The 12605-nt window shown below is 36.6% G+C and carries 12 protein-coding genes; 9 read left to right on the plus strand and 3 right to left on the minus strand.

Annotated elements, in window-relative coordinates; genetic code table 11:
• Positions 1-120: 120 nt before the first annotated feature.
• The 3 genes from rpsT to NEH74_RS09435 all read right to left on the minus strand — a co-directional run bounded on the left by rpsT (position 121) and on the right by NEH74_RS09435 (position 2665).
• Positions 121-384: a 30S ribosomal protein S20 gene (rpsT, locus tag NEH74_RS09425; RefSeq protein ID WP_055244388.1), complete on the minus strand. Its 264-nt coding sequence runs from the start codon at positions 382-384 to the stop codon at positions 121-123.
• A gap of 148 nt (positions 385-532) precedes the next feature.
• Positions 533-1978, minus strand: coding sequence for a nicotinate phosphoribosyltransferase (locus NEH74_RS09430; protein WP_055244390.1), 1446 nt, complete (start codon positions 1976-1978; stop codon positions 533-535).
• 15 nt (positions 1979-1993) lie between these two features.
• Positions 1994-2665, minus strand: a complete 672-nt coding sequence (locus tag NEH74_RS09435; RefSeq protein WP_055304677.1) for a cysteine hydrolase family protein — start codon at positions 2663-2665, stop codon at positions 1994-1996.
• A gap of 185 nt (positions 2666-2850) precedes the next feature.
• Between NEH74_RS09435 and NEH74_RS09440 the strand changes: the two genes are divergently transcribed.
• The 9 genes from NEH74_RS09440 to hemW all read left to right on the plus strand — a co-directional run bounded on the left by NEH74_RS09440 (position 2851) and on the right by hemW (position 12601).
• Positions 2851-3138, plus strand: a complete 288-nt coding sequence (locus tag NEH74_RS09440; RefSeq protein WP_055244393.1) for a PspC domain-containing protein — start codon at positions 2851-2853, stop codon at positions 3136-3138.
• Positions 3139-3308: 170 nt separating this feature from the next.
• Positions 3309-4763: an aminoacyl-histidine dipeptidase gene (locus NEH74_RS09445; protein ID WP_055304679.1), complete on the plus strand. Its 1455-nt coding sequence runs from the start codon at positions 3309-3311 to the stop codon at positions 4761-4763.
• Between the two features lie 100 nt (positions 4764-4863).
• Positions 4864-5742, plus strand: a complete 879-nt coding sequence (locus tag NEH74_RS09450; RefSeq protein ID WP_055304681.1) for a DMT family transporter — start codon at positions 4864-4866, stop codon at positions 5740-5742.
• Positions 5743-5843: 101 nt separating this feature from the next.
• Positions 5844-6911 carry a GPR endopeptidase gene (gene gpr / locus NEH74_RS09455; RefSeq protein WP_055304683.1) on the plus strand — a complete coding sequence of 356 codons (1068 nt, stop codon included), beginning with the start codon at positions 5844-5846 and terminating at the stop codon, positions 6909-6911.
• 131 nt (positions 6912-7042) lie between these two features.
• Complete coding sequence (gene spoIIP / locus NEH74_RS09460; protein ID WP_055276556.1) at positions 7043-8089, plus strand: stage II sporulation protein P; 1047 nt, start codon at positions 7043-7045, stop codon at positions 8087-8089.
• Between the two features lie 13 nt (positions 8090-8102).
• Entirely contained in the window at positions 8103-8501 is a 399-nt protein-coding gene (locus NEH74_RS09465) for a hypothetical protein (protein WP_055276554.1), read from the plus strand.
• 227 nt (positions 8502-8728) lie between these two features.
• A complete protein-coding gene (gene lepA / locus NEH74_RS09470; RefSeq protein WP_269465079.1) occupies positions 8729-10561 on the plus strand; it encodes a translation elongation factor 4 in 1833 nt (610 codons plus the stop codon).
• 117 nt (positions 10562-10678) lie between these two features.
• The gene (locus NEH74_RS09475) at positions 10679-11455 is read left to right on the plus strand and encodes a histidinol-phosphatase (protein WP_055244402.1); all 777 of its coding nucleotides are present in this window, start codon (positions 10679-10681) and stop codon (positions 11453-11455) included.
• A 9-nt stretch (positions 11456-11464) separates the two neighbouring features.
• Positions 11465-12601, plus strand: a complete 1137-nt coding sequence (gene hemW / locus NEH74_RS09480; RefSeq protein ID WP_055304685.1) for a radical SAM family heme chaperone HemW — start codon at positions 11465-11467, stop codon at positions 12599-12601.
• The last annotated feature ends 4 nt before the right edge of the window (positions 12602-12605 follow it).

Genomic DNA, 12605 nt, shown 5'->3' on the forward strand with positions numbered 1-12605 from the left:
CCAGTTGACAAAGAGCCTTTAAAATAAACGCAATAAAAAAGGACCTTACTTGTTGACAAATAAGATCCTTTTTTATCATGTTTAAGGGATGAAAAACACCGACGAATTGTCGGTATTTGATTATCCTAAACCGTTGATTTTTTTGCTTAAACGTGATTTTTGACGAGCTGCGAAGTTTTTGTGGCAAATTCCTTTTGCAACAGCTTTGTCTAATTTTTTGTTAGCTGTATTGTAAGCTTCTTTTGCAGCTTCAACGTTTTTGTTTTCGATAGCAACTTCAACGTTTTTGATAGCTGTACGCATAGATGCTTTGTAAGAAGCATTGAATTGACGACGTTTTTCGTTTGTTTTCACACGTTTAACTTGTGATTTAATATTTGGCATTCCGTTCACCTCCATTGAAAATACAACAAAATCATTCTATCAGACCAAGGTCTAAAATGCAAGAAGAAATTACAATATTTAATCAAATGGTAAAAATTCCATTAAACTCATGTAGAAGAATGATTTGTTTTTATATGTAAAATCAGCATTATTTAGAATATTTTTCTAGAAGCTCTGTTTTTAATGTCCATAATTCTTTTGATAAGTCAACATAATAGCGATGAGGTTTTTCAAAGCGTAAGACTTCTTCCCATAACATCTCAATTTGTTCTTTAGAATAAGTCACGATTTCTTCTAAAGTAGGAGAGGTATAAACAAATTCTCCATTTAAGAAGATTGGGGCTAATAATGGACGAGCAATGAAGTTTGTGATTTCTTTACGTTTCCATGTATGTTCTGGGTCAAAAATGGTATATGGTTTTGTGTCGTCAATTTTTTCATGAGCTAGGGTAATGACATCAGCAATGGCTTTCTTTGTATCACGATCATATAGACGATACACTTGTTTTGAACCTGGATTTGTAATTTTTTCAATATTGTTACTAATTTTGATTTTTGGAATCATTTGTCCTTCTTTTTCAACGGCTACAATTTTATAAACGCCACCGAATACAGGTTCCGTTTTTGAGGTAATCAGACGCTCTCCAACTCCAAATGAATCAATCGGTGCATTTTGAATGAGTAAATCTTTGATAATATACTCATCCAATGAGTTTGAAATCACAATCTTTGTTTCATGTAATCCCGCTTCATCCAATAATTTACGTGCTTTTTTTGATAAATAAGCAGCATCTCCACTATCGATACGAATGGCTCCTGGTTTATATCCTTTTGGAATTAAGATTTCTTTAAATACTTTAATCGCATTTGGAACCCCTGATTTTAATGTATTGTAGGTGTCGACTAATAAGGTACAGTTTTCTGGGTAAAGTTCCGCATATTTTTTGAACGCCTCATATTCTGAATCAAACGTTTGGACCCAACTGTGAGCCATCGTTCCAAGTGCAGGGACATTAAAGTCACGATCAGAGATTGTACAAGCTGTTCCTTTACATCCGCCAATATAAGCGGCACGAGCACCTAAAATAGCACCGTCCGCCCCTTGTGCTCGACGCGCCCCAAGTTCTAATACAGGACGACCATTAGCCGCGCGGACGATACGGTTTGATTTGGTAGCAATTAAAGATTGGTGATTAATACTCAATAAAATCATCGTTTCGATGAATTGTGCTTGGATGATTGGGCCACGAACCGTTAGAATAGGTTCATTTGGGAAAATAGGTGTTCCTTCAGGAATGGCATAAATATCGCAAGCGAACTTGAAATTTTTTAAGTAGGTTAAGAATCCTTCAGAGAATAATTGTTTACTGCGAAGATATTCAATGTCCTCATCTGTAAATTCTAAGTGTTTTAAATATTCAATTAACTGCTCAAGACCGGCCATAATCGCAAATCCACCTTCATCTGGAACGCGACGGAAGAACATATCAAAATAAGCGATTTGATCTTCCATTCCATTTTCAAAATAGCCGTGGGCCATTGTTAATTCGTAAAAGTCTACGAGCATCGTTAAATTTACTGATTTTAAGTTCATAGTTAAAGCCTCTTTCTAGTTTGTAATTTCACGGACAATTTCAATTCCATTCATGTGCATTTTATATAATGCCATTACATTCATAAAATCACCCGCATGAACGCCCAAGTCGTACGTCTCAACACTATTGATTGGAACGATGATACGGCTCGGACGATTTAATGTCGTAAAGTAGGTTTTTAAGGTTAAAACGAATTGTTCAACGCAAATATCCGTACAATCGCCAACGACAATAAATTGTTCAATAGTTGGATGTTCTTTTAACCAGTTATGAAAGGCTGGTTCTAAAAATCCATTCGTTGAACCTTTAAGCACTAATTCATAGCCCCCCACTTCTTTAAGTTCATCAACGATTTCACTTTCACTTGTTCCGACTAAGCAGTGAGGAGGATAAGCAGCAAATTCAATCGAGGATTCGTTGTGACTATCTGCGAAGGCTAGCATCGGAAGCTTTTTTTCCTTTGCCTGCGTCATTAACTCACGAATTGCAGGGATAATCGTTTGAATGCGTGGAGAAGACATTGGGCCTTCTTTGACGAATCCGTTGACCATATCTACAATAATAATCGCTGTATTTGATGATTCCAATGATTGAAGCATCAGGGATGGAGCTGTATTCAGAATGTCAACGATTTGAGTCAAAGAAGCTTCACTAGACTTTAGTAAAGCCTTTAAATCATACTTCATTTAAAAACCTCCAATTTTAATGTAATTTTCTATCTATCGGAAAGATATAGCACTATTATAGTATATTTGACGTTTATCACCAACTCTTTCATGATGACATTTCAAAATATATCTGAAAAAAGTTGTCATCTCTTTTCTAACTACGTTATAATAACGGTAATTGTGTTATGGAAGGATGGATTTTGATGTCAAATAAACGCTTATACCGAGCAAGTCAAGGAGCCATGATTTCAGGAGTCTGCCAAGGAATTGCAGATTATTTTAAGATGGATGCTACGATTATTCGTTTAATTTGGGTAGTTGTAACTATTTTTTCATTTGGATTTGCTGGTGTTGTTTTATATATAGCTTGTATTTTTATTATTCCAGATCAAGCGACGGTTACTCATCAGCAAAAACAACAACCGAAAAGTTCAGTGTTTGATTCAAGTGAGTATACGGTTAAAGATGCTGATAAAAATGATCGTGTGTAAGGCTATATTCAATTAAAAATGAGTTAAACTAAAACTGGACGCTACTGATTGGAGAACTAGCCTCCGGTTTTTAGTATTATATAATTGCTAAAACTTGTGTATAAATGTAGAGAATTGTTATCATTTTACGAAAGATATGGTAGAATAAAAACAAAAAAGGAGGCTTATTTATGTCAGAGATTTTAGGAAACTTAAAACCACAAGCGGTTTTTCATTATTTTGAACAAATGACAAAAATTCCACGCGAATCAGGAAATGAGGCTGCGATTAGTGAATATTTAGTAAACTTTGCAAAAGAACATAATTTAGACTATGTTCAAGAACCATGTAAAAATGTGATCATCACAAAACCAGCGACGCCAGGTTATGAAGACGCTCCACGTGTCATTTTACAAGGACATATGGACATGGTTTGTGTGAAAGATGACGAATTAGATTTTAACTTTGAAACAGATGCATTACCTATTTATGTAGATGGTGATTGGTTACGTACAAAGGGAACAACATTAGGAGCCGATAACGGAATCGCAGTAGCCATGTCTTTAGCTATTTTAGCGGATGAGACGTTAGAGCATCCTGCCTTAACGGTATTAGTCACAACTGAAGAAGAAACAGGGATGGATGGTGTAATGACCTTAGATCCTGCTAATGTTCCAGGTGACATTTTAATTAACATCGACTCAGAAGAAGAGGGTGTGGCTTTAGCTTCATGTGCCGGTGGTGTGCGTAACTCATTAAAATTACCAATCGAGTGGACAGAAGTGGATGCAGCCGGATTAACTTCTTATGAAATTGTGATCAGTGGATTAAAAGGTGGGCACTCTGGAATTGAAATTAATAAATGCCGTGCCAATGCGAATAAATTAATGGGACGTTTATTACACTACATTCAAGATTTAAATGTGTCAGTTTCATCAATTGCTGGTGGAGAAAAAATGAATGCCATTTCTAAGCGTGCCATCTTAAATATCACGCTTGCACAAGAACAGTCAGAGGCATTGGAATCAAAAGTGAAAGACTTTGAAATCATGGTTCGTGCTGAGTTTGAAACAGCCGATCCAGGAATCTCAGTGGTTACAACGAAAAAAGACACGGTAACAAAAGTCTTTACAAAAGAAACAGCTCAAAATTTAATGTATATCTTACAGTTAATCCCTTATGGACCACAAACGATGAGTGCTAACATTCCAGGATTAGTTGAAAGTTCAAGTAATATTGGAGTTGTTGAGATGGATGAAAACGAAATTGAATTCAATAGTGCCATCCGAAGCTCAGTAAGTTCTTTAAAACGTGAAATTAACCATCGTATTCAAGCCATTGCTAATTTAACAGGGGCAACGATGGAGTTAATTGCGGACTATCCAGAATGGGAATTTGAAACGGAATCAAAAGTTCGTGAGATTATGAAAGACGTTTATCAAGAAATGTTTGGAAAAGAATTAGAAGTTTCGGCAATTCATGCAGGACTTGAATGTGGATTCTTATCTCAAAAACTTGGAAAAATTGATATGATTTCAATCGGACCAGATATCACAGGTGCACATACACCAAAAGAATCATTATCGATTCCATCAACTGAACGCGTCTATAATTTCTTATGTGACGTTTTAAAAGCAATCAAATAATTAAATCCTATTAAAAAGGACGTTCTCAATATGAGAATGTCCTTTTTTGTGTTAGATGTGCATAAATGAATAAGAGAGGCAATTAAAGGGGGAGAAATCAATGAATTCAAAAATAGCAGATGGATTATTGTTAGTCGTTGCTATCATTTGGGGAGGGGGCTTTCCCGCTGTTGGATTAGCGATAGAGAGTGGGATGGGGCCAGCACAGTTAACTGCTTTGAGATTTATCGTTGCAGCCGTAGGAATGGTGATGATTTTCTTTAAAGTGTTAAAATCTATTAAAAAAATTGACGTGATAGGGGGAGTCTTAGCCGGAATCTTTTTATTCATTGGCTTTTCGTTTCAAACAATTGGCATGCAGTATACGACAGCTTCAAAAAATGCCTTTATTACATCTACTTATGTCTTACTTGTCCCGCTACTTGGAGTTATCTTTTTTAAACGTCGTTTAACAGTTACACAATGGACTGGGATTTTACTCATGGTGTTAGGCGTTAGTTTTTTATCTCTTGAAAAAGATTTTTCCATGAACATAGGGGATATTTTGACCTTAATTTGTGCAATTGGTTTTGCTGTTCAAATTGTGATCACCGGCTTATTTAGTCCGCGTTGTAATCCGTATTGTTTTAATACAATACAGATGGTAACTGTTGCTGTTTTATCGTTCATTTGGTCATTGAGGATGCCCTGGGTCGAGGTCTCATTTCGTAGTGGAATCGCCGTTTTGTATTTAGGGTTATTGAGTACGCTGTTTGCTTTCTTGATTCAATCGATCGCGCAACGTCACACATCTGAAGCAAAAGTAGGATTGATTTTATCATTTGAATCATTATTTGGAGCCATTTTATCTGTTCTTATTTTAGGCGATCCTGTGACAGTCAAGCTTTGTATCGGTGGAATTTTCAGTGTCTTAGCTGTCTTAATGATTGAATGGGACCCTGGCGTGTTAAAAAGAAAACAAGTGATACAACAAGAATAAAAGACGAGCTTAAATTGTCTTTTTTTAATTTGAGAATAAATTTTGAATAAATTTTCATGAAATAACTAAAACTAGCTCACACTATTTTTGAGGTGATTATTATGAATGAACAGGAAATGAAAAAGTGGCAATGTCGTTCAGATTTAGCGTTAGAAGCCGTTGAACAAATGGTCGGGCAAGTGAATGAGGCGTCTCAAGAAGGGGTGAAATACGAAGAAGATAATATTAAAGGATTAAAAGTGACTTGCATTGATGTAGCACCTGAAGCAGTTGAACGTGTGGGAAAAAAGGCAGGTCGTTATATGACACTCGATACGTCTTCTATCATTACTCATGAACATGATCAGTTAACGGTGGCGATGGAAGTCTTTGCAGAGCAATTATCGAAGCTATTAAAACATCGAGACATTAAAGAAACAGATACTTGTTTAGTGATTGGACTCGGAAATGATCATGTGACGCCTGATGCATTAGGACCAATGGTCGTTGATGAAGTCATTGTGACGCGTCATTTATATGAGCTTCGTCCAAATGAAGTGGATCGAAGTTATCGTGAAGTCAGTGCATTAGCACCAGGTGTGATGGGGATGACTGGAATCGAAACATATGATGTGATTGAATCACTGGTCAAAAAAGTGAAGCCAGATTTCTTAGTCGTTGTGGATGCTTTAGCTTCGCGTTCGATTACTCGTGTCAATAAAATGATTCAAATGACTGATACAGGAATTGCACCAGGTAGCGGGGTCGGAAATAAACGTAAGGCAGTTGATGAGGAATCGCTAGGTATCCCTGTTTTTGCAATCGGGGTTCCAACTGTTGTCGATGCGGTTTCGATTACGAGTGATACGATCGATTTTCTTCTTAAACATATTGGGAAATCGTTAAAAGAGGAGTCGCGCTCTTATAAAAAACTCGTGCCATTTTCAAGTGCACGTCAAATATATACCGATGAAGATTTACCGTCTCCAGAACTTCGTGAGCAATTTATGGGGCAAGTCGGAAACTTAGAAGAAGAAGAGAAGCGCCAATTGATTTCTGAGGTCTTAACACCAAATGGTTATAATCTAATCGTGACCCCAAAAGAAATCGATACAGAAATGGAGGATTTAGCGACATTAATTTCCAATGGTCTCAATCGAGCCTTACATCCAAATGTACAATTTAGCTAATTCTTGACCATAAAACAACAATAATTAACACCACTGATTTTGTATAATAACGTATATGTTTTAAAGAGGTAAACGTTACGCGAAAGGTAAGCATCTTTCGATGAAATACAACAGTCAGGGGGCGGGGAAGATTGAATCGAAAACAACGTTTAAGGAGAAAAAAATGGAAGAAAAAGCTGAATAAATTAACACCCTATATCATCATACTGGGATTTGTTCTCACACTTTGCTTCACGCAGTTTTTTCAGTTGCTATATGTTAATCAAAAAGAAGCTTACGATAAACATGTGAAACAAGAAACAATTTTATCAAGTATTTTTGATTTTTCAACCGCGGGAGATATTGTGGATGTGGTGATGAATTTACAAAAATACTTTGCAGAAATCATGACTTCACTGGACTTGAATCAACTTTGCTCCTTTATCAATGATGGGTTTGCTTTTATTAATATGAAGGCACCGAGTCAAAGTGCAACAGCAGCAACGCCACCACAAGATTATAAATATACATATGTTAGTGAGGAGTTAGATGTCGAACCGATGCAAGAAGTAATCACAACCGATCCGTTGGTTTATATCTTTAATTCTCATGACGGTGAACTATATGAAGGTGGAGCTGTGAATGAGCAGTTAGGTCGGACAGTTAGTGTGGTTGATTTATCTTACATGGTAGCTGAGCAGTTACAAAGTCAAAATATAAATACATTAGTTGAATCTCGTTCAGCGGCAGAGGTTGTGAGTAAAAATAAGTGGCATTATTCATTATCTTATAAGGCATCACGAATGTATTTAGAGGATACGGCGAGTCAACATGAGACCTTACGCTATTTTATTGACTTTCATCGGGATTCGATTAGTTATGAGAAATCTGTGACAACGATTGATGGGAAACCGTATGCCAAAGTGATGTTTGTGTTAGGAACTGATAATGAGCGATATCAAGAAAATCAAAAAATTATTCAAGAGTTAGAAGCCTTATTGAGCGAAAAATATCCTGGATTATCGCGAGGGATTCGTGAAAATGGCGGGGTTGGCTATAATGGGGTTTATAATCAAGATTTTGCCACGACGATGATTTTAATTGAGGTGGGAGGTGACTATAACACCTATGAAGAGGTCACTAATTCAGCCCAGGCAGTGGCAGATGTTTTAACAACGTATATTAAAGCGCATGAATGATGGGGGAGTGCTTATGAAAAAAGGGGGGCTAATCATCATAGCCATTTCTTGTTTTATGCTAGGGATGTCGTATAGTCTTCACGTTGAAGACTTGAAAATTCAATCGACAGCGCAAGCCTCAACATTTTTAAATGAACAAATTGAGCAATACGAAGCGAGTTTAAAAGATGAAGAAAATACGTTTATTCCCTATAGTCAGACCGTGCAAACCAGCCAAATGAACAGTAGTAAACCCATCACTCAAACTTCAAGTCAACCGTCACCTACGACATCCGCATTAAACAAAGTGAGTGGGGTTAGTCACAATAATATCTCTAAATTAGGACAAGACATCGCAGATGTATTAAAAACCATTGTGCGTGAGGTTTTGCGTACAGTGGTTAGATTTTTTGATCAACTAATCAGTGAATAAGAGTTGAATTTCATTTAATATAAAAAATGGGATAACATAAGACTATTGACCGAGTGAGTATTTGGGGCAATAGTCTTTTTGTATGGCTTCTTATCTCCAAAATAAAGAGGTCATAAAAATGGCTAAATCATGATAAAAACAAGAGATTCCACAAATTTTTCTTGTGAGATAAGTAAATTTAAAGTAAAATAGAGTGGATATTATTTTACCGAAATGGAGTGAGCTTTGTGAGTGCGATTAATAGCGAACAAATCAAAGAGCGACAAAAACGAATTCGCAACTTTTCAATTATAGCCCACATCGATCATGGGAAAACAACACTTTCGGATCGTATCTTAGAGCGAACGAATGCGTTGGAAAAACGTGAGATGAAAAATCAGCTGTTAGACTCAATGGAACTTGAGCGTGAGCGCGGAATTACGATTAAGTTAAATGCCGTGCAGTTGACATATAAAGCTAAAGATGGAAATGAGTATATTTTACATTTAATTGATACCCCAGGACACGTCGATTTTACGTATGAGGTATCACGTTCACTAGCTGCTTGTGAAGGAGCCGTATTAGTGGTCGATGCGGCACAGGGAATTGAAGCCCAAACCTTAGCGAATGTTTATTTAGCCTTAGATAATGATTTAGAAATTTTACCTTTAGTCAATAAAATTGATTTACCAAGTGCCGATCCAGATCGTGTGAAGCAAGAAGTAGAAGATATCATCGGATTACCAGCTGATGATGCTGTGTTAGCTTCTGCTAAAGCGGGAATCGGAATTGAAGAAATTTTAGAACAAGTTGTTGAAAAAGTCCCAGCACCAACAGGAGATCCTGATGCACCACTTCAGGCCTTAATTTTCGACTCAGTTTATGATCAATATCGTGGAATTATTGCTTCAATCCGTGTGGTAAATGGAACGATGAAAAAAGGTCAAATCATTCGTATGATGGCAACAGGTGCTGAATACGAAGTCGTTGAAGTTGGAGTTCACACACCACATGAAAAAGTAGTCGACTATTTAAGTGTTGGTGATGTAGGATTCGTGACAGCGTCAATTAAAGATGTGAAGACGGTTCGCGTGGGGGATACGATTACATCAGTAGATAATCCAGCGGAAGAACCATTACCAGGGTACCGTAAATTAAACCCAATGGTTTTCTGTGGATTATATCCGATTGATGCTGCTCGTTATAACGATTTACGTGATGCATTAGAAAAATTAGTTTTAAATGACTCATCATTACAATTCGAGCCTGAAACATCACAAGCCTTAGGCTTCGGATTCCGTACTGGATTCTTAGGATTATTACACATGGATGTTATTCAAGAACGTATTGAACGTGAGTTTAACATTGACTTAATCGCAACAGCACCGTCGGTAATCTATCATGTTTACTTAACAGACGGAACGCAGTTAATTGTCGATAACCCATCACAAATGCCTGAACCACAGACCATCAAATCAATTGAAGAACCTTATGTTAAGGCATCAATCATGACACCAAATGATTATGTTGGAGCTATCATGGAATTATGTCAGAAAAAACGTGGTGTCTTCATCGATATGCAATATTTAGATGAAACACGTGTTCATGTTAACTATGAAATTCCACTTGGAGAAATCGTTTATGACTTCTTTGACCAATTAAAATCATCAACAAAAGGATATGCATCATTTGATTATGAGTTAATTGGATACAAGCCATCAAAACTTGTGAAGATGGATATCTTATTAAATGGTGAAATTGTCGATGCGTTAAGTTTAATTGTTCATAAAGATTTTGCCTATTCACGTGGTAAAGTGATCACTGAAAAGTTAAAAGAAATTATCCCAAGACAACAGTTCGAGGTTCCAATTCAAGCTGCGATTGGTGGGAAAATCATCGCCCGTTCAACGATTAAGGCCTTACGTAAAAACGTCTTAGCTAAATGTTACGGAGGAGACATTTCACGTAAACGTAAATTACTTGAAAAACAAAAAGAAGGTAAGAAACGTATGAAGTCTGTTGGATCAGTTGAGGTTCCACAAGAGGCATTCATGGCTGTATTATCAATGGACGAAGATTAAGAGAGGGCAAAGACCTCTCTTTTTCTATTAATAGGGAGTAAAAACTAAGCAAGTTCATTTATTGTTTGGAATGTTTAAGATAAACTAAAAAAGAATCATAATAAAGAGGTGAGAAATATGTTATTAACGAATTATCATACGCATCATGATCGTTGTAAACATGCCAAAGGTGATGTTGAGGCTTATGTTAAAGAAGCAGTGAAGCATAATTACGCTGAAATTGGAATGAGTTGTCACACGCCACATCAAAATTTCCCTCAGATGGGAACACGTCGTATGGATTACTCTGAGTTAGCAACATATTTTAAAGATATTGAACGAGCTCAGAAAAAATATCCACAAATTAAAGTTTTAAAAGCCTTAGAGTGTGAATATTTTCCACACCTTCATGATTACATGACGGAATTAAAACAACAAACGGATTATTTAATTTTAGCGCAACACTACATTGAAATTGATGGTAAATTCAAAGATGCCTTCCATTTCACGAAACCTGAACAATTAAACGTGTATGCATCTTGTATTGAAGAGGCGCTGGCAACAAAGTTGTTTGCAATTTTAGCACATCCTGACGTTTTTATGACTCTTTATCCACGTTGGGATGAGGCTTGTGAAGCAGCCACACGCCGAATTGCACAAGCGGCATTAGATAATGATGTCATTTTAGAAGTGAACGCTAATGGATTAAGACGTGGGAAGCAAACGTATCAAGATGGCGTTCGTTATCCGTATCCATCTGAAAAATTCTGGTCGATTATTGCGAATGAATTCCCAACCGTAAAAGTGATTGTTAATTCAGATTGTCATAATCCGGCTTATCTAAATGATGAGTATATGCAAATGGCCCGTGACATGGCGAAACGTTTGAATTTAAATGTCATTGAACGTCTATAGAGGTGTCAGATGGCGAAAGGATTATATATACATATTCCATTTTGTGATCATATTTGTACGTATTGTGATTTTCCTAAGTTAATCACGAAGGGACAACGTCATGAGGAATATATTCAAGCACTCCTACAAGAGCTAAAGTATTATGAGCAACAGGTCGGATTTGACGAGCTTCAATCGATTTATATCGGAGGAGGAACGCCCACTGCTTTAAGCGTGGAGCAAATTCAGCCGTTATTTGACTATTTACATGAAGCGATTAAGATGGAACAAATCGTTGAATTTAGTATTGAAGCCAATCCGGAGAACTTAACGGAAGAAAAGGTGGAATACTTACTTTCACAACAAATTTCCCGCTTCAGTTTGGGCGTTCAAACCTTTCATGAAACACTGCTGAAACGAATTGGCCGCCAACATGGGAGTCAACATGTGGAACAAGCGGTTGCGACGTTAAAAGCTCATGGAATGCATAATATTAATTTAGATTTGATTTATGCGATTCCTGGACAGACCATTGAACAGTTAAAAGAAGATTTAACGAAGGCGATCGCGCTTGATGTGGAACATATTTCAGCGTATTCTTTAATTGTTGAGGAGCATACGCAGTTGTATTTAGCTTATATGAAAGATCAGTTGAAATTAACAGATAATGAAATTGAAGCAAACATGTATGAAATCGTTATAGAGATGTTGGCTCAACATGGCTACCAGCACTATGAAATTAGTAATTTTGCAAAATCAATTCCAAGTCTTCACAATCAATGGTATTGGAAAAATGAAGAGTATATTGGGACGGGACTCGGTGCGCATGGTTATGTAGAGGGGACCCGCTATCAAAATACACGCTCTATTAATACATATATTGAGTCATTGAAAAAACAAGAATTACCTGTGATTGAGTCAAGTGTTTTATCGAAAGAAGAAAAAATTGAAGAAGAAATGTTTTTAGGTTTACGCCTCATGGAAGGAATTAATCTAGAACAGATTTCAAAAAAATATAGTGTGAACGTAGAAGCAATTTATCAAGAAGCGTTGGAAAAATTAATTCAAGCTCATGATTTAGAGCGCGTTGGAAATCAAATTCGTTTAACGCGTCAAGGTTTGCTCATGGCAAATGATGTGTTTGAACAATTTTTATTATCGATTTAAAAGA

The sequence above is a fragment of the Turicibacter sp. GALT-G1 genome (assembly GCF_025594995.1).
Classification (GTDB): domain Bacteria; phylum Bacillota_I; class Bacilli_A; order MOL361; family Turicibacteraceae; genus Turicibacter; species Turicibacter bilis.

Excerpts from the sequence above, each read along its gene's own strand:
- rpsT (WP_055244388.1), bottom strand. The coding sequence starts at position 384 with ATGCCAAATATTAAATCACAAGTTAAACGTGTGAAAACAAACGAAAAA.
- NEH74_RS09430 (WP_055244390.1), bottom strand. The coding sequence starts at position 1,978 with ATGAACTTAAAATCAGTAAATTTAACGATGCTCGTAGACTTTTACGAA.
- NEH74_RS09435 (WP_055304677.1), bottom strand. The coding sequence starts at position 2,665 with ATGAAGTATGATTTAAAGGCTTTACTAAAGTCTAGTGAAGCTTCTTTG.
- NEH74_RS09440 (WP_055244393.1), top strand. The coding sequence starts at position 2,851 with ATGTCAAATAAACGCTTATACCGAGCAAGTCAAGGAGCCATGATTTCA.
- NEH74_RS09445 (WP_055304679.1), top strand. The coding sequence starts at position 3,309 with ATGTCAGAGATTTTAGGAAACTTAAAACCACAAGCGGTTTTTCATTAT.
- NEH74_RS09450 (WP_055304681.1), top strand. The coding sequence starts at position 4,864 with ATGAATTCAAAAATAGCAGATGGATTATTGTTAGTCGTTGCTATCATT.
- gpr (WP_055304683.1), top strand. The coding sequence starts at position 5,844 with ATGAATGAACAGGAAATGAAAAAGTGGCAATGTCGTTCAGATTTAGCG.
- NEH74_RS09465 (WP_055276554.1), top strand. The coding sequence starts at position 8,103 with ATGAAAAAAGGGGGGCTAATCATCATAGCCATTTCTTGTTTTATGCTA.
- NEH74_RS09475 (WP_055244402.1), top strand. The coding sequence starts at position 10,679 with ATGTTATTAACGAATTATCATACGCATCATGATCGTTGTAAACATGCC.
- hemW (WP_055304685.1), top strand. The coding sequence starts at position 11,465 with ATGGCGAAAGGATTATATATACATATTCCATTTTGTGATCATATTTGT.